The sequence below is a fragment of the Polaromonas sp. LjRoot131 genome, assembly GCF_964252805.1.
GTDB lineage: Bacteria > Pseudomonadota > Gammaproteobacteria > Burkholderiales > Burkholderiaceae_C > Polaromonas.
This window is the reverse complement of the sequence record NZ_CAXUPF020000002.1, coordinates 480217-499613: the sequence shown is the minus strand read 5'-3', so window position 1 is coordinate 499613 and position 19397 is coordinate 480217. Positions and strand designations below refer to the sequence as shown.

General features: G+C 66.6%; 10 protein-coding genes. 2 read left to right on the top strand and 8 right to left on the bottom strand.

All coding sequences use genetic code 11. The features are described 5' to 3' along the window. Positions 1–11: 11 nt before the first annotated feature. Together ACSQ27_RS12870 and ACSQ27_RS12865 are read right to left on the bottom strand one after the other, a co-directional pair. Entirely contained in the window at positions 12–3041 is a 3030-nt protein-coding gene (locus tag ACSQ27_RS12870) for a porin (RefSeq protein ID WP_436155887.1), read from the bottom strand. Positions 3042–3480: 439 nt separating this feature from the next. Beyond that, positions 3481–4371, bottom strand: coding sequence for a dienelactone hydrolase family protein (locus ACSQ27_RS12865; protein WP_436155886.1), 891 nt, complete (start codon positions 4369–4371; stop codon positions 3481–3483). Between the two features lie 258 nt (positions 4372–4629). On the opposite strand from ACSQ27_RS12865, the gene ACSQ27_RS12860 reads away from it, so the two are divergent. Continuing rightward, positions 4630–5583 carry an ornithine cyclodeaminase family protein gene (locus tag ACSQ27_RS12860; RefSeq protein WP_436155885.1) on the top strand — a complete coding sequence of 318 codons (954 nt, stop codon included), beginning with the start codon at positions 4630–4632 and terminating at the stop codon, positions 5581–5583. Positions 5584–5601: 18 nt separating this feature from the next. Here the strand turns inward: ACSQ27_RS12860 and ACSQ27_RS12855 are convergent, their stop codons facing one another. Together ACSQ27_RS12855 and ACSQ27_RS12850 are read right to left on the bottom strand one after the other, a co-directional pair. Further along, positions 5602–6513, bottom strand: a complete 912-nt coding sequence (locus tag ACSQ27_RS12855) for a LysR family transcriptional regulator (RefSeq protein WP_436155884.1) — start codon at positions 6511–6513, stop codon at positions 5602–5604. 134 nt (positions 6514–6647) lie between these two features. After that, positions 6648–7571, bottom strand: a complete 924-nt coding sequence (locus ACSQ27_RS12850; protein WP_436155883.1) for a LysR substrate-binding domain-containing protein — start codon at positions 7569–7571, stop codon at positions 6648–6650. 175 nt (positions 7572–7746) lie between these two features. On the opposite strand from ACSQ27_RS12850, the gene ACSQ27_RS12845 reads away from it, so the two are divergent. Beyond that, a complete protein-coding gene (locus ACSQ27_RS12845; protein WP_436155882.1) occupies positions 7747–9012 on the top strand; it encodes a cation:dicarboxylate symporter family transporter in 1266 nt (421 codons plus the stop codon). Here the strand turns inward: ACSQ27_RS12845 and ACSQ27_RS12840 are convergent. From ACSQ27_RS12840 to ACSQ27_RS12825, 4 genes are all read right to left on the bottom strand, one after another. Next, positions 8964–10820: a peptide transporter gene (locus tag ACSQ27_RS12840; RefSeq protein WP_436155881.1), complete on the bottom strand. Its 1857-nt coding sequence runs from the start codon at positions 10818–10820 to the stop codon at positions 8964–8966. The genes ACSQ27_RS12845 and ACSQ27_RS12840 overlap by 49 nt on opposite strands. Before the next feature lie 91 nt (positions 10821–10911). Further along, the gene (locus ACSQ27_RS12835) at positions 10912–12471 is read right to left on the bottom strand and encodes an argininosuccinate lyase (protein ID WP_436155880.1); all 1560 of its coding nucleotides are present in this window, start codon (positions 12469–12471) and stop codon (positions 10912–10914) included. Beyond that, positions 12468–16346, bottom strand: coding sequence for a beta strand repeat-containing protein (locus ACSQ27_RS12830; protein ID WP_436155879.1), 3879 nt, complete (start codon positions 16344–16346; stop codon positions 12468–12470). Before ACSQ27_RS12830 ends, ACSQ27_RS12835 begins: the two co-directional genes overlap by 4 nt. Before the next feature lie 9 nt (positions 16347–16355). Then, positions 16356–19382: a ShlB/FhaC/HecB family hemolysin secretion/activation protein gene (locus ACSQ27_RS12825; RefSeq protein WP_436155878.1), complete on the bottom strand. Its 3027-nt coding sequence runs from the start codon at positions 19380–19382 to the stop codon at positions 16356–16358. Positions 19383–19397 lie beyond the last annotated feature (15 nt).

Genomic DNA, 19397 nt, shown 5'->3' with positions numbered 1-19397 from the left:
GACTCTCTTTCTCAGAACCTGTACTTGAAACCCAGGCCGTAGCCGGTCACGTCGGCGCCTACGCCGGGCGCGTTGCCGGCCGAGGCGAAGACGGCGCCGGTGCGGAAGTTGTAGCTCGCCGACCCGTCGTTGCGGATGCGCGAGTAGGTGCCGTAAACGCTGAGGTTTTTGCTGACGGTGCGGTTAAAGCCCAGCGCCACCAGGGTCGCCCCCAGGCCCGTGGTCGAGCAGCTGCGCAGCGCGGGATCGTTGGACACCACGCTGCAGGTGCCGGGCGAAGCGCGGCCGGCGCTGGCGCGCAATTCCCACGGGCCTAGGGTGTGCGTCACGCCGACCAGCCCGGCGCCGCGGCGGTAGCCTTGCAGGTCCAGCACCGTGTTGCCGGGAATGACGTCCGACTCGGAATACGAGAGCTTGTCGAGCAGCACGGAAAAGGTCGTCGCACCCACCGTGTAGCTGGCGCCGAAGCTGGCGGCCCAGTCGCGCGACGAGGTGCCCTGGGTCACCGCGGTGGCCGAGGAACCAACGCCGCGGTTGTTGCGGCCCAGGCTGGCGATGCCGAAGTACTGGTTGTGCTGCTCGTAGGCGATGCCCAGTTTGAACGGGCCGTTCACGTAGGAGCCGCTGAAACCCCAGGCCGAGCCCGCGCCCAGGTCGGGCGCCGCCCTGCGCCCGTTGTTCGAATAGGCGATGCGCGCCGACAGGCCCTTCCATTCGGGCGTGGCGTATTGCCACACGCCCGGTTGCCGGCGTATGAAGGCCGCGTCGTCGTTGTTCGCGTCGCCCACTTCGGTGACCGGGCCGGCCACGCTGGACGAGCCCACGCCCAGGCCGGGCGAACCGATGATGCCGCCCGCGCCGCCGATGCCGTAGTCGTTGAAGGGGTCGAACTTCGCGGTCATGTCGCGAAACGGCATGGTCCACTGGCCGTAGCGTACGGCGCCCCAGTCGGCGCTGCGCAGGCCCACGCCCGCATCCTGCAGCGTGGTCGCCGCGTTGGATTCGGGGCGCTCGGAACTCGGGCCGGACTTGGGCACGTATTTGTAGGCCACGCCGGCCTCCGCCTGCCAGAAGGCCTCCAGCCCGCCGCCCAGGCCCAGCGCGCCGCGCACCCCGATCGAGGACGAAGGGTCGCTGATGCGCAGGTAGGAAGGCAGCTGCCTGCCCGTGGGCGTGGCCGACTGGGTGGCGCCGCGCGGGCCGGCCTGCGTCGCGCCGTCGCGGGCGACCTGCTCGAACTCCAGCCCGAAGCCACCAAAGATTTCAAACTTGTCCGAACTCAGTTCGGCATCGTCAGACAGCGAGGAACCCAGCCCGGCGAAGGCTTGCGGCGCGCCGCTGACCTGCAGCCACAAGGTCGGGCTGTGCGAGGCCTCCACCGTGCTCGGTGTGCTGGTGGGCTTGAAGGCCACGCCGACGCTGACGCTCAGCGCCCTGGGCCGCGTGAAGACCAGGCCGAGGCCGGCGCCCTGCAAACTCCTGTGGTTGCTCACCTGCGCGGGATCCCAGGGATTTTTGTCGATGCGCACGCGGCCCGCGTCATAAAAAAGAAACCCCTCCACGCCGAAACCGCCCATGCGGCCCAGGCCGTGGCGCAGCTCCAGCCGGGACAGCCAGCCCTCGTCGCCCGCGCCTTCGCCCTGCGGATAGGCCCGCACGCCATTCGGGCCGCCCAGAAAAAACTCTTCCGACGAGTCGAGGTTTTTCGAGGCCTGCTGGCCCGACAGCGAGGCATGCAGCGTGAAGCCGCCCGGCAGCGCCTGCAGGCGCGAGAGCGCCCAGTTGAGCTTGTTGAAGTTGCCGGCCGTCTGGGCCGCGCGCGCGTCGAAGGCTGCGTCCGACATGGTGTCGCGGCTCAGGCGGCCGCGCGTCAGGCCCAGGGAATAACTCGTCAACGCGGGGTTGCCGGTCACGCCGTCGCGCCAGTCGCCATAAATGTCCAGCCTGGCCAAGGTCGATGACTTCTTGACGTCCAGGCCGGCCTGGTTGACGCGGTCGATGTAGTTTTTCTGCTCCAGCGCCAACTGCCCCGTGAGGTTGGCCTGCCTGCCGCGCAGGAAAGGGTAGGCCACAAAACCGCCGAGGCTTTCGCCCTCGCCGCTGGCATCGAGCGGCGCGAAGTCACGGCCGATTTTGTAGAGCAGGTTGGTATAGGCCAGGCCCGCGCGCAGGCCGGAGCCGCCCAGCGGCGCCGACACGCCCAGCGTCTGGGCGGTCAGGCCCTCGAAGCTTGTGATGCCTTTGGCGCTCCAGGCTTCGCCCAGGCCCAGCCAGTCGTTGGCCGACAGCTCCACCGTGAGCCGGTTGCGGCCGGTGTAGCTGTTGCCCTGGTTGTCGAAACCGAAGCGCGCCTGCGCCAGCGGGCTTTCAGTGACGCGCACCACCAGGTCGGCCGTGCCGGGCTGGGCGCCCGCGCGCAGCACCGAGCGCACGCTGATGCCGGGGAGGTCCGAAAGCAGCAGCAGGGCGCGCTCGATCTCGTCCTCGCGGATCACCGCTCCGGGCACCAGGCCGGCTATGAAGCGGCGCGCGACCTCTTTGTCCAGGCGCACGTTTTTGGCGGGCTCCACGCTCACCATGCCCAGCCGGCCCTCCTGGATGTCCAGCCTGACCGTGCCGCCGGCGATGTCCTGCGCGGGCAGGTTGGCGCGCGCCACCAGGAAGCCGCGCGAGCGGTAAAAGCGGGTAATGCGCGCGGCGGCCTCGGTCAGCGCCTCGAAGCCGATCTCGCGGCCGGTGAAACCCTGCAGTTCAGCGGCCAGGGCCTGCGCGTCGATGGAGTCATTGCCGCTGAACTCGAAACGCGTCACGGTGACGCGCGCGCTGGAGTCGGCGGATACCGCGCGGCTTTCTTCCGCGGGTTTTTCAATCACGGCCGGCGTGTCCGCCGGCGCCGGGTTGCTGACGCCCGGCGCGCGTTCGCGGATGGACTCCAGCATGCGGCCGGCATCGGGTGCCTGCGCGAAGGCGCCATAACCGGAAAGCGCCAGCAAGCCGCCGATGACACTGGGTTTGAAAGGCCGGCTTCTGGATCTGTTCACGTTGGTTGCTTGCATCTGTAGTTTTTGAAAGGCTCTCCACCGGTCCCGTGCCGCGCATGAAAGCTGGTTTCCCCCGCTGGATATTTGACTTGTATTTATCTGTAAGGACCAGTTCGAAATACCCGCCCATATCCATAACCTGAGGTTATTTATCTGTGCAGAAAATATGTATCCGCCATCAACCAACCCACTTGTGCGCACTGTCTCGCGTCACCGCGCACCAGCGGCGTGCGCAAAGCAGAACGCCCGCAACAAGGCGGGCGTTCGATGTTTTGCCCCTTCTCCCTCAGGGAGAAGGCGGGGATGAGGGCTGACGGCGCTTGAGTTTCGCTTTGCGTATTTGAGGCCGCCGGCCCTCACCCTAACCCTCTCCCAGAGGGAGAGGAAACAAGAGAGGGACAACGCCGGGAGGACTTTGTGAGCGGCGCTCGGTGGCTTGTTAACGCGCGAGGAACTTGCCGAAGAAGGCTTCGGCGCGCTGCTTGCTGTCCTCGGCCGCCAGCTTGTTGGCCTGCACGGCTTCGCGCTTGCGCGTGGGCGTGTCGTAGGAGTGCTCGACACCGGGATACAGCACAAACTGCCAGTCACTGCCGTTGCGCTCGGCGATCCCGGAAAGCTGCGCGCAGCGTTCCGGCTTGACCTCCTCGTCGTCCGTGCCGATCAGCAGCAGCATGGGCGCATAACTGCGGTAGCTGCTGGTGAACCTGCGCATGACCTGGGCGCAAGCCGGGTACATGCTCAGGAAGGCCCGGAAGCCGGTGGCCTCGGTAGGCGCTTCAATGCCGGGCGCCGTGGTGGAGGCCGCGGACAGCGCCGTGCTGCCGCCGTTGGACCAGCCTTGCAGGAACACCTTGTCCTTGATCACGCCGGGCTGGCCGCGTAAAAATTTCAGGGCCGCATAGGCATCCAGCGGGCGCACCGTGATTTCGTTGACGCTGGCCGGCCGGCTGCCGTCGTTGGTGCCGGCTTCAAAACCGCGCGCATAACCACGGGGCCCGAAGGAATCCACGAGCAACGCCACATAACCGCGCTCGACCCAGAACTTCACCCACATCACATGGCGCGAAGACAGCGAGTCGGCATCAAAGGTCTGCTTGAGCGTCGAGTACAAACCACCGCGCCCGTGCAGCATCACCACCGCCGGGTGCGGGCCCGGCGTATCGGGCGCGTACTGGTAGGCCACCAGCGTCGTCTTGCCGTCTTCGCTGGGGAAGTTCACGGTTTTCGCTTGTTGCGCCCACGCGGCCTGGCTTGCCGGCAGCAACGCGAAGACCAGGATGCAAAGTTTGAAACCGGTGCGGAAAAAAAAACGGAAGGCGGACATGTCCATGAGGGCTCTTTCAGGCAAGCGGCTGCGCAAAAGCGAAGTACGCGGCCATCATGGCAAACGAAGCCCGGCGGCGTCAAGGCTTGCGGGCGTGCGCCGGCCGCCGTGCGCGCAAGCTCACCAGAGGGGCCCATAACTTCAGGTTATCGGACTCGCAGAAATGTGATGAGGGCGGGTGCGCGTGCCAACTTAGGATGAACTGATCCTCGGCCCCAAGCTTGGCTTTATCCGGCCGGGCCCTTTTTTCCGAAAGCACTTTTCATGATCCACACCTACCGCGACGAAGACGTCGCCCGCGCCATCAGCTGGCGCGAAGTCCTGCAGGACCTCCCCTCGGCCTTCGAATCCCTGCGCAGCGGCGACGCCGCCATCCAGGCGCGCCAGCGCATCGACTGCGGCAGCTGGAAGCTCAGCGGCATGGGCGCGCTGTGGGAAAGCCGCGGCGTCGCCGCGTACAAGACCTACACCAGCCTCAACGGCCAGTTCGACTTCCTGGTCAACCTCTTCGACCTGGCCCGGCAGGACCACCACGTGATGCCGGCGGCGGAAATCACGCGCGCCCGGACGGCCGCCATGACGGCCTGGGTGGCGCGGAAGGTCACCCGCCTGGGCGCGAAAAAGATGGCCCTCTTCGGCCTGGGCATCCAGGGCCGCACGCACCTGGAGGCCCTGCAGGAAACCATCGGTTTTTCCGAGATCGCCGTCGTCGACACGGCCGACGTCTCGCGTGCCTGCGAAGCGCTGGCCACGCGCTACGGCATTGCGGTGCGCCAGGTGTCGCCGCAGGAGGCCGTGGCCGGCGCGGACCTCGTTGTCACCGTGACGCGCTCCAAGCAGCCGCTGTTTGACGGCGCCTGGCTGCAGCGCGGCGCAGCCATCTGCGCGGTGGGCACCAGCCTGCCCAACGGCACCGAGATCGACCAGGTCAGCCGGGCGCGCAGCGACCGCGTGATCGTCGAGTGGAAGCCGCAAAGCCTGGTGGAAGCCGGCGAGATCGTGATCGGGCTGGCCGACAAAAGCCTGGATGCCTCGCAGATCAGCGACCTGCCCGAGCTGCTGGGCAGCGAAGCGCCCTGGCGCCGTTCGCCCGAGGACATCATATTGTTCAAAGCCGTCGGCGTGGGCCTGAGCGACCTGGTCGCCGCGCGGCGTGTGGTGGAGGGTTTGCGCGGGCACATCGCCGCGAAAGAGACTGTCACCGCCAGCCAGTACTGAAAGCCGGCTCCGGGCCCTTCAGGTCCGTGGCTGCCAGGTTGCGTCCTGGACTTTCTGGAGTTCGTCACTCACGCACTGCGTGAGCGCGCGCATGATGTCGGTGACGGCCGCCGCCTTGAGGTACATCGCGCAGACCGGGAACTCGGCGCGCGGCTCCAGCGGCAGGACCTTGAGCTTGTCGGAAAAGAAATTGGCGCTGGCCGAATCCACGATGGCCACGCCCTGGTCCAGCTCGGCCAGCCGCACCGCCATCTGGTAGGTGCGCACCGCCGTCTTGCCCTGCTGCCAGTTGAAGCGGTTGGCATAACGCGAATAGATGCGGCCCAGCGGGTCCTTGCCCGAGAGCTCTATCAGCTCCATGGTCGCCAGCGCCTCGGCCGAAATCGATTTGTTGCGCGCGTATTTGCCGAGCCGCGCGGGCAGGCAGGCAGCCACCAGCTGCAGGTGGCCTATCTCCACGCAGTCCAGCGAGGGATGCAGCGGCGGGTCGAAAGCGATGGCCAGGTCCACCTCGTGCATGAGCAGCTTTTGCATCATGTCCTCGGTGTGGCCGGTGTTGAGCTCGCTGCGCATTTTCGGAAACAGTTTTCGGGCGGCCAGCACCGCGGACGGCAGCACGCTGTTGGCCAGCGAGGCCACGGCCGCCACGCGCACCGCCTTGTCGGCGCCCAGCTTGAGGTTGCGCGCCAGTTCGCGCACCGCGTCCAGGCCGCCCGTGGCCTGCTCCACAACGGGAGCCAATGCGTGCGTCTCCTTCGTCGCCACCAGCCGCTTGCCTTCGCGGTTGAAGAGCGCGAAGCCGACGGTCGCCTCGGCGTGCTGCAGGGCCTTGGTCACGGCGGGCTGCGACACATGCAGCAGGCGCGCCGCGCCGCTGATGGTGCCGGTGCGCAGGATGGCCTGCAGGACTTCAATGTGGCGGGTTCTCATAGAAACAAGCGTTGTGGTTGGCGGCGCCCACCTTGGAAGGCAAAGGCCTGAAGCCGGGCAGGCCCGTCAAGGCATTTTGCATTGAAATCCGCGTGGAGCCGAGGTATTTGACACCCCCGCACCCTCGCGCGCGCTCAGGCTTTGTACTGCTGCGCCAGGCTCTGGGCCAGGTCTATGAAATTCTTTTCGGCAGGCGAGTTGCCGTCGTCCCGGCTCACCAGCGTGATGGGCGCCACCAGAGCCGGCCTGGCATTGCGGATGCGGCAGTACACCACGCTCTCACGGTGGAAATCCTTCATGGATGCGGGAACCACGGAAACGCCCGCACCGGCCGCGACCAGACTGATGTTGGTCAGCATGCGATCCACCTCCGAGGCGATCCTGAGTGTGAAGCCCGCGTTCTCGCACGCCTCGATCAGGTTCGAATACATGCCCGGCGCGCCGTGCCTGCGCACCAGGATGAACTGCTCGTCGGCCAGGGACTTCAAGTCAAGGGCCGGCATCTTGCCCTTGGCGGCGCCTGCCACCAGCGCATGGCCCACCGGCAGGATCAACAGCATCTCTTCTTCGAGCAGGGAAACAAAGCTCACGCCGCGCGGATGGCTGACAGGGGTGCGCAAAATCGCGACATTGACCTTGCCCCTGTCTATGCCCTCGGTCAGCTCGGCCGCATTGGCTTCCCTGAGATCCAGGTGCACATCGGGGTAAGCGCCGCGGTAGGCGCGGATGATGCCGGGAATCAAGGGATGGGCCGCGGCCGAGCTGGTAAAGCCTATGGACAGCGTGCCTTCAAAGCCCTGCGCGGCGCGCGCGGCGCGCTTCGCGCCCTGCTCGACACCCCGCAGGATGGCCTGGGCTTCCTGCACAAACACCGCGCCACCGGCCGTCAGCGCCGCGCCCTTGGGATGGCGGCGGAACAACTCAAAGCCCAATTCCTCTTCCAGCAGCCGGATCTGGTGGCTCAGCGGCGGCTGCTGCATGTTCAGCCGTTCGGCGGCGCGCGTGAAATGCTGCTCCTCGGCAACCATCAGGAAATAACGCAGATGTCTGAGTTCCATGAGGTCGACCCATCTTTTTTTAGTATCAGCGATGTAGCTTCCGGATTTTATGCATATACCCATTGCGCCGGGTGACGCCTTGGCGTCTTTACTCTTGCCGTCCATCCTCGGAAAAGCGCCGTACGGCGCGGCGCCCAAGCCACCGCATCAGGATCGCCCGTAGACTGGGTCATCGATGACCAGAACCAGAAAAACGCTCCGCCATCCCATCGCGCAGATGGCCCTCGCTTTTGCCGCCGGCATGCTGCTGGGGCATTTCTTCCCCTCAGCCGGCGCGCAGATGAAACCCTTTAGCGACGGCTTTTTGCGCCTGGTCGGTATGCTGATCGGATTGCTGATTTTTTGCCTGGTGGTGTCCGGCATCGCCGGCATGCGCAGCCGGCTCCAAGCCACGCAGGTGGGTGTCAAGGCCATCGTCTACTACGAGACCATGACCGTCATCTCGCTGGCGGCGGGCATCCTGGGCGCCACACTGCTGGCACCGGGCAAGGGCTTTGCACCGATTTTTTCCGATGCCGTGCCGGCCGCCGTGCCGGCCGCGGGCAGCAAGACCCGCTTTCTGCTCGACATCATCCCATCGACATTTACCAGCGCCTTCACCGGCGGCAACAGCCTGCAGATCCTGCTGCTGGCGACGCTCTCGGGCATCGCGCTGGGGCGCGTGGGCGAACGCGGCAGCGGGCTGCTGGAACTCATCGAGTCGGTGCAACAGGTGCTGCAGGGCATGGTCGGCATGGTCCTGAAGCTGGCGCCGCTGGCGGCCTTTGGCGCCATGGCCTTCATGATAGGCCGCTACGGCATCTCCTCCATGCTGCCGCTGCTGCATTTTGTCGCCGCGATCTATCTCGTCAGCATCCTCTTCGTCTGCGTCGCGCTGGGCCTGGTCGCGCGCGCCGCCGGCTGCAACATCTTTCGCCTGATCGCCTACGTGAAGGAAGAACTGATGCTGGTCTTCTTCACCAGTTCATCGATCGCCGCCCTGCCGGGCCTGCTGGTGAAGCTGGAAAAAATGGGCTGCGCCAAACCAGTGGTGCGCCTGATGCTGCCGACCGGCTACAGCTTCAACCTGAACGGCAGCAACATCTACATCGCCATGGCGGCGGTCTTCCTCGCGCAAGTCTCGCACGTCGAACTGGGGTTCTGGCATTTGCTGTCACTGCTGGGCATCGCGATGCTGACGTCCAAGAGCGCCACCAGCATCGCCGGTTCCGCTTTCGTGGCCCTGACCGCGACGCTGGCCAGCCTGAACATTATTCCGGTGGCCGGCATTGTCCTGCTGCTGGGCATAGAGCGGCTCATGAAATGCCGCTCGCTCACCAACGTGATCGGCAATTGCGTGGGCTGCATCGCCGTGTGCGCCTGGGAAAAAGCGCTGGACCGCCAGGCCATGCATCAGGCCCTGGCGGGCAAGCCCTCCTCGGCCGCGGCCAACCAGATCTGATGCAAACGATCGCCCAGGCACTCCGCGCGGCCTTCGAACAAGATATTCAGGCACTCGCGCCGCTCAAGCCGCCGATATAGCTCGGCCCGCTCCGCGTAGCTGTCGGCCATGCGAACGGCGGCGGCGACATAGTCCTCCACGCTGGCGGCAATAGTCCAGTCCGGCAGGCCCAGTCGCCTGAACAGGGCTTCGTCGATGTGCTCGAACACCTCGGGTCCCGTCTTGCACACGCCGGGCAGGCCGACCGTCACTGCGTCGGTGATGCCGTTGGTATTGCCGAAAGGAAACGGGCTCAGGAACATGTCGCAGCGGCTGAAGATGGCCAGGTAATCCGGGTAGGGCTGGTGCGCGTAGATCTCGGCGTCGGGCAGGTAGCGGCGTATCAACCGGCGGACCTGCGGATAGATCAGCCCGGTCGCCTGCCCGATCAGGAAATGAAAACGGACCTGCTTGCGCGTCCCCGCGCGTATCTTCTGGCAGGCCAGCAGAAACTTCGGGTTGAGCTTCATGGTGGTCGCGGCCACGGCGATGTTGACGACGGCCGCGTCCTGCCGCTGCGGCCGCGCGAGTGAGACCTCGATGGCCGAGGGCCGGTAAGGTTGCCCGTCTTTCGGCAGGCGCAGCAGGGTTTCGCTGAAGCAGGCAGGGTCGCCGACAAAATCGTCTTCCACACTGATGTAGTCGATGCGGTCGGAATGCGTGGTGGCGGGGTGGCCCAGCGCGGCCACTTGCACAGGCGCCAGGCGCTGGTTGGCCGCGAACATCGTGATGGGGAACATGCCGACGCTGGGCATGTAGAACACGGCGGGCCTGAGGGCGCCGGCCAGCGCGTGCAGCTGGCGCAGGCAGGCGATCATGTCGTTGGGCGCGGCAAAATCAATCACCTCGTCAAACACCGCTCGCCCCAGTTCGTCGATGTTGCCGGAGTAGGCAATGGCCACCAGGCGGAAATGCCGGCGCGCGGCCTCCAGGCTCCTGGAATGCGTGCGGTAAATCGAATGCCCGCCGGAGAACCACTCGAGCAACACCAGCATGATGGGCTTGTCCACGCTTTGCACGGCGAGCGCGGGCGCAACACGGTCCAGGCCCAGCGCTTCGAGCTTTTTGCGGACCAGGCGGTTGATGGGGCGCTTGATTTCATGGCGGCCGGGCAGGTCGGCATAGCTGCAATGCATGTAAACGTCATGCAGGATGCCCACCGGCAGGATGTCCAGGCGTTCGATTTCATCGAGGTGGGCGGGCAGCCAGGCCAGCAGCGCCTCGCGCTTGGAATGCGCGGCGGGCGAGCCGAGGAAGCGCGGCGACAGCAGGGCCACGAACAGCGCGGCGGCCAGCCTCTTGTTCTGCCGCCACAGCAACTCCACGTCCAGCGGGATTTCCGATTCAGGCGAATACAGGAAGCAGAACTTCACGAGGTCCCGCTCGCTCACGTGGAACTCCGGCGCGCCGGAGCCCAGGAAGTTGAGCGACCTCAGGATGTGGTCGCAATGCACAAAAGCACTGGCGGCGAACAGCGCCGACAGCCAGCGCTGGAAATTGATGAGCTGGCCAAAGCCGCCGGGCGAAACATGAAAAGTCGGATCCGAAAACAGGGCCGAGATGGCGCTGGTGAGGCGGGTCAGGCCGTGCGCGTCGCGCTCCCGCACGCCTATGGCTGCCGACAGGCTGAGCGCGAAGTTGCCGTCCAGGTTGCCGTAATTCCGGTCGATGAGCAGCAGCAGCTTGACCAGCTCGCGCGCGGCCGGCTCCTGCTGCCGTGAATAGCACAGGTATTCAAAATTCTCGAGCGAAAAGATGTCGTCGGTCATGTACGCCCCTGTCGCAGAAAGCCGAAGGCCGCCGGCCCGGCAGCGCCAGTATCGCCGCAGCCGCCCATCCCGACTACCTCGCCCTTCCCCCTCACTGGCCCAACCGCGAAAAAGTGCGGTCCAGGGTGTCCTGGGCGCGCGCGAGCTTGTCCCGCTGCGCCTTGAGCCAGGCGGCATCCTGGTCCAGCCGGCCCTTCTCGGCCGCCAGCATCCTCACGGTCTCGGCGCGCTGCGGGCCGCCCAGGCCCTTGCTGGAGGCCAGCATGTTCTGCGCGGTCAGCGAGGTGCGAAAGCGTTCCTGCGTCAGCGGGAATTCCGCCTTCGGAAAATCAAAAGACTTCACCGCTTCGGCATACAGCTGCCTGACGACGTCGAAGGGGATGTCGGCCGGCTTGAGCTTGTTGGCACGCCCGTAGTTGACCAGGTCCGAGGCGAAATGGTGGCCGACCCGGAAGGGAACGTCGGCGTCGCGCTGCAGGATGTCGGCCAGCTCGGTGGTGGTGGAATACTCGGCGTCGACTTCCTGCAGCGCGCGCTGGCGGTCGATGACGAGGTGGTTCATCAGGTCGGCCAGCTTCACGAAGGCATTGGCCGTGAGGTCCAGGGTTTTTCCGACCTGGTCGCGTTTGTAGTCGGGCATGCCGGGCGTGACGTTGTGCGCCTCCAGCTGGAAGGTGAAGGCCCCGCCCACCACTTCGCTGGCTTGCAGCCGCAGCACGTTGAGGGCATAGGGGTTGCGCTTTTGCGGCATGATGCTGCTCGTGCCGGTGAGCCGCCCTTCCTGGATGGTGATCCACGGAGACGTCTGGTGGTACTGGGTGTGCATGTCCTGCACCAGCAAGCCTATCGCCAGCGCCGCGTTGCTGCACAGGCCCACGAGCTCCACACCCTGGTCGAGTGCGCCTAGCTGGGCCGCGTCGTAGGAGTTTTCCACCACGCCGTCAAACCCCAGCAGTTCCGCCAGGCGCCGGCGATCGACCGGAAAGCTCGAGGTGCCGAGCGCGCCCGCGCCCAGCGGGCTCATGTTGAGGCGCGCATAGGCTTCCTTCAGGCGCGCGCTGTCGCGCCCGAAGACCGAGGCAAACGCCAGCAGGTAGTGCGCGTAGGTGGTGGGCTGGGCCTGCACGCCGTTGGTGTAGGCCGGCACGATGGTGTCCAGGTTGTTTTCGGCCACGGCCAGCAGCTGCGCCTTCGATTCGATCATCGCCGCCATCAGCGCCAGCGTGCGCTCACGCTGCATCAGGCGCCGCGTGGTGGACAGGATGTCCTGGCGGCTGCGGCCTGAATGCATGCGCGAACCGTCGGGACCGGCCAGCGCCAGGATCAGCGGCTCGTACTGCAGATAGTCCCCGGGACGTTTGGCGCCGGGCTGGTTGCCGTCTTTGATCACCTGGTCGACCGCCCGCGCGATCTTTTTGCCGAGCTCAGGCGGGACGATTTTGGTCTCGACCACCATGACGGTCGAGGCCTTGTTCATCTCGCCGAGGAAATGAAAGTTGTCGTGCTCGGGCTGGCCGGCCGGCTTGTCCGCGGCGATGGCAGCGGCGGACAGCGCCACCACCAGCAGCGGGACCAGCACCAGCCGCCCGGCGCGGCGTGACAGCCTGGCGAGACCGGAAGCCGCGGCGGATGAGGGTCCGGCAAGTTTCATTCTTCGCCTGCGCTGGATGGCGTGGACACCACGGAAATGATGAGCTTGTCCGCGCCGTTGCCGGGAGGGGGGAATGCGGTATCGGCAAGAGGCGCCATCCAGTCGCCGCCGGCCATGTCCGACTGCAGCGCGGCGGTGGCGGCGGCCGACGCCGCGCTGGTCAGGCTGTTGTTCATCAGGCCGCCGAGGCTGCGCAGCACAGTGCCGGAACCGGTGGCGGAAATCGTCGTGACGTCCGAGGACTGGCTGAAGGGCTGCCCGTTCGGCGCGCTGGCACTGATAAGCAACAGGCCGTTTTCCACCTGCAGCTTGTTGGTGCCGCCGTCTATGCGAACGCCGTAGCTGCCGCCGGACCCTGACACGCGCATGCTGCCGCTGCCGCCCGTGCTGATGGAGTTGAAAGCGTTGGCGCTGCTGCCGACGATGGAAAGGCCTTCAGCGGAGCCGGCGGTTGTCGCCTGGATGTCGATGTCGCCGCTGCCCGAGGTGATGCTGACGCCGTTGGCGGCACCCGAGGCCGCACTGCGCAACAGGACCGCCGGCGCGGCCGACGCCGCGCCGCTGTTGCCCGTGACCGAGAGCTTTCCCGACACCGTGGAGATGACCGCGGAGCTGGTCGCCGTCGAGGGATAGACGGTGACGCCGCTGCCGTAGGTGGAACTGCCGGTGACACTCACCGACCCGCTGCCGGTGGCGCGTATGACGTTGTTGCCGGTCAGCACGCCCAGCCCGTCGCCGTAGACGCTGCTGCCGGTGATCGCGAGCGCGCCGTTCTCGACGCTGAGCAAAGCCTTGCCGCCGCCGTAGATGCTGACGCCGTTGCCCTGGTCGGCGGCGTTGCCGACCAGCGTCACGTTGCCCGCGCCGGTGGTCTGGATGCGGTTGGCGACGTTCTGGATGGCGATGCCGTGGTCCAGCTCCGCGATGTTCGGCGAATGGAAGTTGCCGGCCAGCGTGATGTTGCCGCCCTGTGAGGCGATGTTGTTGACCGAGTTGGTGCTGGTGGCGTTGCCGCCCAGGGCGATGGCATCCGAGGTGCCTATCGAGTCGCCGCGCAAGGTGATGTCGCCGGTCACGGTGCTGACGTTCACACCGCTCGAATTGCCGGTGGAGTTCAGGTAGATGCCGTAGCCGCCGAAGCTGCTGGTGCTGTTGCCGTTGACGGCAATCGCGCCGCTGCCGGTCGTGATGTTGATCGCCGCATTGGCGCCGGACGGCGCGATGTCCACCCCGCGCCCCGAGTAGCTGGTGCCGTCCACCGTCAGCGCGCCCGACTGCGTGCCCAGGTTGATGCTGGCATAGGCGCCGCTGGCATCCAGCGACACGGCCTTGAAGGAGCCGGTGGTGGGGTTGACCACGCTGTTGTTGGCCAGCAGCTTGAGCGCGCCGGCCGTGCTGTTGATGTTGACCTGCGAGGCGGTGGCCGCGCTGGTGCCGCTGCCCGAGCTCAGCAGGCCCAGCGCCGGCGTGGTGCCGCCCGAGGTGTTGCCGGCCACCGTGATGTTGCCGTCGGAGAAGATGCTGATGGAAGAGCCGGAACCCGTCGAGTTGAGCACCGTGCCGTAGCTGCCGGTGCTGCTGCCGCCCAGGGTGATGGCGCCACCCGCCGTAGCGTTGAGCACCACGGCGCCGTTGCCGGAGGCCGCGAGGTAAACGCCGCGGCCGGCGCCGGCAAAGCCGTTGGCATTGGCCTGGATGGTCAGGTTGCCGCTGCCCACGCTGAGTTTTTGCGTGGAGCCGCTGGCTGTCGAGCAGATCAGCACGCCGAAACCCGAGCTGGCATTGCCGCTGATCGTCAGGTTGCCGGAGCCGCTGGCGGCCACGGTGTTGTTGGTGCTGAAAATGCGCGTGCCGTTGCCGCTGCCCAGGTTGGTGCTGTCCACCGTGATGGAGCCGGCGCCGCTGGTGAGCACGTTGCTGCCGCCGGTGAGCACAAAGGCGTCGCCGGTCGCGCTGGTGCTGGCGACGTTGGCCAGGATGGAGATGTTGCCGCCGCCGGCATTGAGCGTGGAGGCGCCGGATATATTCACCGCGCTGGTGGTGGCGCTTGTCGAGGTGGAGGCGCCGCGTATCGTGATGTTGCCGCCGCTGGTGCTCAGCGTGGCGCCATTCAGTGCCACGCCCGAGGCGCCGCTCTGGTTGGTGGCGGCATAGCCGGTCAGCGGATTGCTGCCGCCGCTGATGGTGATGGCCCCACCGTTGGTGGTGATGGTGCTGCCCGTCAAGGCCACCGAGCCGTTGCCGGTGTCGCCGTAGTTGGAGACCAGCGAGACATTGAGGCTTTTGCCGGTGCCGTTGGAAATGACGCGGCCGCTGCCGATGATGATGTTGCGGTGCGCCTGCAGGGTCAGCGAGGCATTGCCCACACCCTTGACGTTGTCCAGCACATTGATGTCGCCCGACGTGCCGCCGACGGCAGAAGTCTGGACGATCACGTTGGCGCCTTCGGACAGCGAGGCGTTGAGCACGGCCGAACTCAGGTTGGAACTGGCTGCGCCGCTGGAGGTGAAAGGGGAGCTCCCGGTCGCGCCGACGCTGGCCGTGCTCGTGATGTTGATGTTGTAGGGATCGATCAGCCAGGTGCCGCCCTTGCCGGAGGCCGCGCTGATGTCCACCGAGCCCGTCGCCTCCAGGTTGTGGCCCGAGGTCTCGACCAGGCCGCCGCCGCCGGTCTGCCCGCCGCCCAGCACGGTGATGCCGCCGTGAAACTGCGTGCTGTCGGTGGACCAGAGAATGACCTTGCCGCCGTCGCCGCTGCTGAGCGCATCGGCGTGGATGCGGGCGTCTTCGCCCATGTAAGTCCCGACGGCCTGGCGCTCGGTGCCGCTGCCCTGGTAGTTGCCGCCCACCAGCACGGTGCCGCCGCCGGCGTCGCCCGAAGCATCGATACGAGCGGCGTCGAAGACGCCGACGTACTGGCCCAGGGCCTTGACGCTGCCGCCGGTTTCGCCGGCGTTGCGGCCGGAGACGTCGATGCGGCCGCTGATCGCGACGATGCCGGCGTCGCCACCGTCGAGCAGGACGGTCCCATTGCGGCGCTGCAGGCTGGTCGCCTCAATCACGCCTTCGTTGTTGACCACATTGGACAGCAACGCGTCGCCGGACCGCGCCGACATGACGACCACACCGCCATTGGCCTTGAGCAGGCCCTGGTTCACCACGCTGGCGCCCAGCGAAGGGTCGCTGACCTGCATGTTGATCAGGCCGTCGCCGTTGAAGTCCAGCGTGATTTTCTCGCCGGCGCCCAGCATCACGCTGCCCAGGCGGGCCGTGATGCTGCCTTCGTTGCGCACCTGCGCGCCCAGCAAGGCCACGTAGCCGCCGTCGGCCGCGACGATGCTGCCCTGGTTGATCACGGCGCCGCCCGCGCCACCGGCGTCAAAGCGATTGCTACCGGCCATGAAATTGGCATCGGAGAGGTTCAGCGAGCTGGCCACCAGGCCGCCGACATTGACGGCGGAGCCCTGGCCGAACAGGATACCCGAGGGGTTGATGAGGAAGACCTGGCCGTTCGCATTGAGCTGGCCCATGATCTGCGAGGCATCGCTGGAGGTGACGCGGTTGAGCGCCACCGCAGAGGCCGAGGGCTGCGCGAAATTGACTTTGGCCGCGCTGCCGATGTTGAAGGTGTTCCAGGTGGCGACCATGCGGTCGCTGCCCTGCACCACGTTCATGACGTTGCCGCTCTGGCTGATGCTGCCGCTGCCGGCCGTGACCTGGCCGTTGGTCGGCAGGGCGCCGGCGTCCAGCGCATACACCCGCAGCGGGTAAATGCTGCACAGCGCCGACAGGACGGCGGCGCTCAGCGGCGTCAGCGCCGGGCGGTTTCTCCGGGTGAAGGGAAATGAAGAGGCCGGGGAAGAAAGGTGTGCCATGCGAACTCCTCAGAATGTGTAGTTGATGCCGACACCGATCGCGCGGATCGTGGTGCCGACGCCTGCGGTGCCGAAGACGCCGGCGACGGCGTAGTTGTAGTTGGCCAGCGGCTGGTTGCGCAGCAGCACGTACTGCCCGAAGATCCTGACCTGCTTGCTCCAGGCATAGGAAAAACCGACGGCCTGGGAGGTCGCGCCCATGCCCTCGGTCGAGCAGTTCACGCCGTTGCCGGAAATCATGCTGCAGTCGCCCGCGAAGGCCTTGGCATGGCTGGCGCGCAGTTGCCAGGCGCCTATCTTGTGCGAGATGCCGAGCATGTAGGCACGGCGGCGGTAGCTGGACATGTCACTCGAGGTGACGCTGGTGTTGATGACGCCGGACTCGGCGTAGTTCAGCTCGTCGGCGATCAGCGACACCTTGGTGGCGCCGAAATCGTAGGCCACGCCGACGCGCACGCTGTAGTCGTTTGACGACGTTCCCTGGGTGACGTGGGTGTTGGTGCCGACGCCGCGCGCGTTGCGGCCCAGGCTGGCGATGCCGAAGTAGTTCACATGCTGCTCGGCCGCCACCACGGCGGAGAAGCCGCCGTTCTCATACGACAGGCTGCCGCCGTAGAGGTAGCCGGTGTCGACGTCGGGCGCGGCCTTCATGCCGTTGTTCGAATACGCCAGCTTGAGCTGGAAACCACCCATCTTCGGCGTCCAGTAGCCGTACATACCGGCCTGGCGGCGGTTGAAGGCGGTGTCGTCGTTGTTGTTCACCGCCGCCGTGCCCACCGGGCCGGAGTTTTTGGTGATGCTGGTGGCAAAACCCGGCGAACCGATGATGTTGTAGTGCGCGGCGCTGGTGGTAGCCCCGAAAGGGTCGAAGGACGTGGTGCTCTCCTTGAGCGGCATGTCCCAGTTGCCGTACATCGCGGTGCCGGCATCGGGATGGGCGATCGCCACGCCGGTGTTGCGCAGCTCCTGCCGGTGCGTCCAGTCCGGCGTGGCGTCGACGCCGGCGGCGCCCGCGCTCAGCGACAGGCCCAGCTCCAGCTGCCACAGCGCCTTCCACTGTTCATAAATCGGGATGCCGCCGCGTGCGCCTATGTAAGACACGTTGTCGCGCGCGCGCCAGAAACCCGACATGTTGCGACCGTTGGGTGTGGCCAGCTTGCTCTGGTCGGCGGGCGCCGCGGGCGTCGCACCCGAGCGGCTCACGTATTCGGGAATGATGCCCAGCGAGCCGTACAGCAGCATGCCGTCTTCGGCTTCCTCGAAATCCTCGCTCCGGCTGCGGCTGCTGGAGGCCAGGCCGGTGAAGGCCTGGGGTGAGCCCGAGACCGACAGCCACAGGCGGCGCGCGCTTTTCGGTTCGCTGGCCGGGTTGACACCCGGCGACACCGCGTAGCTCGCATTGAAGACCAGATCCTTGTTGTAGACGTTCAGGCCGACACCGTAGCCGTAGCGGCTTGCGCGGTTTTCGCTGTTGTCCCAGGGTTTCTTGTTGACCGTCACGCGCCCCGCGTCGGCGAACAGCGCGCCTTCCACGACGGAGTTGCCCACCATGCCCAGGGTCTTGCGCAGTTCCAGCCGGGCCAGCATGCCCTGGTCGCCCGCGGCTTCGCCGACCGGGTAGGCGCGCACGCCGCTGGAGCCGCCCAGGCTCATTTTCTCCGACGCATCCAGGTTCTTGTCGGCGTACTGCGCGCTGACCGATCCCAGCAGGGAGAAGCCGCCGCCGAGTTGCTGCTGGCGGCTGAAGGACAGGTTGAGTTTTTTGTAGTCGCCGGCCGCATTCGCGGTGAAGCGGTCCAGCGCGGCGTCGTTGGGCGTTTCCTTTTTCAGGTGGCCCATGCCCAGGCGCGCGCTCCAGCTGTTGCCGGCCGCCGCGCCGGTCCATTCATCACGCCAGTCGCCGGAGAGGCCGGCGCTCAGCACGTGGGCGGACTTGTCGACGGTGGTGCTGCCTGTGGTGTCCTGGAAGTGCCGGTATTCCGCCGCCACCGACAGGTTGACGTTGGCGCGCCGGCTGCGCAGCAGCGCGGCGTTGAGGAACAGCGTGCTGACGCGGGCTTCGCCGCTGGCCTGCACTTCCTTGAGGTTTTTGCCGATGTTGTATTGCAGGCCCGCGAAGTTCGCGCCGGCCGTCAGGCCGGTCGTGCCCAGGGGCTGCTGGTAGCCGACGCCGGCGATGCGCAGGCCCTCGAAGGTCTGCTGCGTGTTCAGGCTGAAGCTTTCGCCCATGCCCAGCGCGTCGTTGAGGGCCAGGCTGACGGACAGCCGGTTGGCGCCCGTGTAATAGCTGCCGCCGTTGTCTATGCTGACGCGCGAGGTGATCGCGCCCATCTCGCTGAGCTTGACGATGATGTCGGTGGCGCCCGGCTGCGCTGACGGGCGCAGCACCGCCTTGACCGACACGCCGGTGATGTCGGACAGCCGCAGCAGCGTATTTTCCAGGTCGAGTTCCTGGATCACCTCGCCCGGCTTCAGCCCCGCGAGGTAGCGGTCCACCAGTTCCCGGTTCAGGCGCACGCCGGCGTCGGGCTCGGCCGTCACCCGGCCGATGACGCCTTCACGGATGCCGAGGGCGACCACGCCACCCTGTATTTCCTGCGCGGGCAGGTAGGCGCGCGCCACCAGGTAGCCCTGGGCGCGGTAGTAGGCCGTGATTTTGGCGGCGGCTTTGCCCAGCCCGGCGAAGTCCAGCTCGCGGCCGACAAACTCCTGCAGCTGCTCCTGCAGCACCGCGGCCGGCAGGGAGCGGTTGCCGCTGAGCACAAAGCCGGTGACCTGGATGCCCGGCCCACCGGCGGGAAGGCCCTGGCCCTCGTCGTTGCCTTCCGTCTCTTTTTCGATGCGCGCGGGGCGCTGCAGCGCTGCCGGCGCGCCGGTACTTTCGGCGGGTGAGAGCTGCTGCCGGTTGGCGTCAAACAGGGTGCCGGCGCTGGGCGGCGTTTGCGCATGGGCGGTGAAAGGCGCGGCGGCCAGCATCGCGCAGATTTGCGATGCGAGGATTTTTCGCCGGTGCGTGGCAAGGCGTGGGGATTCCATATTGTTGTTCTCTTG

Excerpts from the sequence above, each read along its gene's own strand:
- ACSQ27_RS12865 (WP_436155886.1), bottom strand. The coding sequence starts at position 4,371 with ATGGACATGTCCGCCTTCCGTTTTTTTTTCCGCACCGGTTTCAAACTT.
- ACSQ27_RS12860 (WP_436155885.1), top strand. The coding sequence starts at position 4,630 with ATGATCCACACCTACCGCGACGAAGACGTCGCCCGCGCCATCAGCTGG.
- ACSQ27_RS12855 (WP_436155884.1), bottom strand. The coding sequence starts at position 6,513 with ATGAGAACCCGCCACATTGAAGTCCTGCAGGCCATCCTGCGCACCGGC.
- ACSQ27_RS12850 (WP_436155883.1), bottom strand. The coding sequence starts at position 7,571 with ATGGAACTCAGACATCTGCGTTATTTCCTGATGGTTGCCGAGGAGCAG.
- ACSQ27_RS12845 (WP_436155882.1), top strand. The coding sequence starts at position 7,747 with ATGACCAGAACCAGAAAAACGCTCCGCCATCCCATCGCGCAGATGGCC.
- ACSQ27_RS12840 (WP_436155881.1), bottom strand. The coding sequence starts at position 10,820 with ATGACCGACGACATCTTTTCGCTCGAGAATTTTGAATACCTGTGCTAT.
- ACSQ27_RS12835 (WP_436155880.1), bottom strand. The coding sequence starts at position 12,471 with ATGAAACTTGCCGGACCCTCATCCGCCGCGGCTTCCGGTCTCGCCAGG.
- ACSQ27_RS12830 (WP_436155879.1), bottom strand. The coding sequence starts at position 16,346 with ATGGCACACCTTTCTTCCCCGGCCTCTTCATTTCCCTTCACCCGGAGA.
- ACSQ27_RS12825 (WP_436155878.1), bottom strand. The coding sequence starts at position 19,382 with ATGGAATCCCCACGCCTTGCCACGCACCGGCGAAAAATCCTCGCATCG.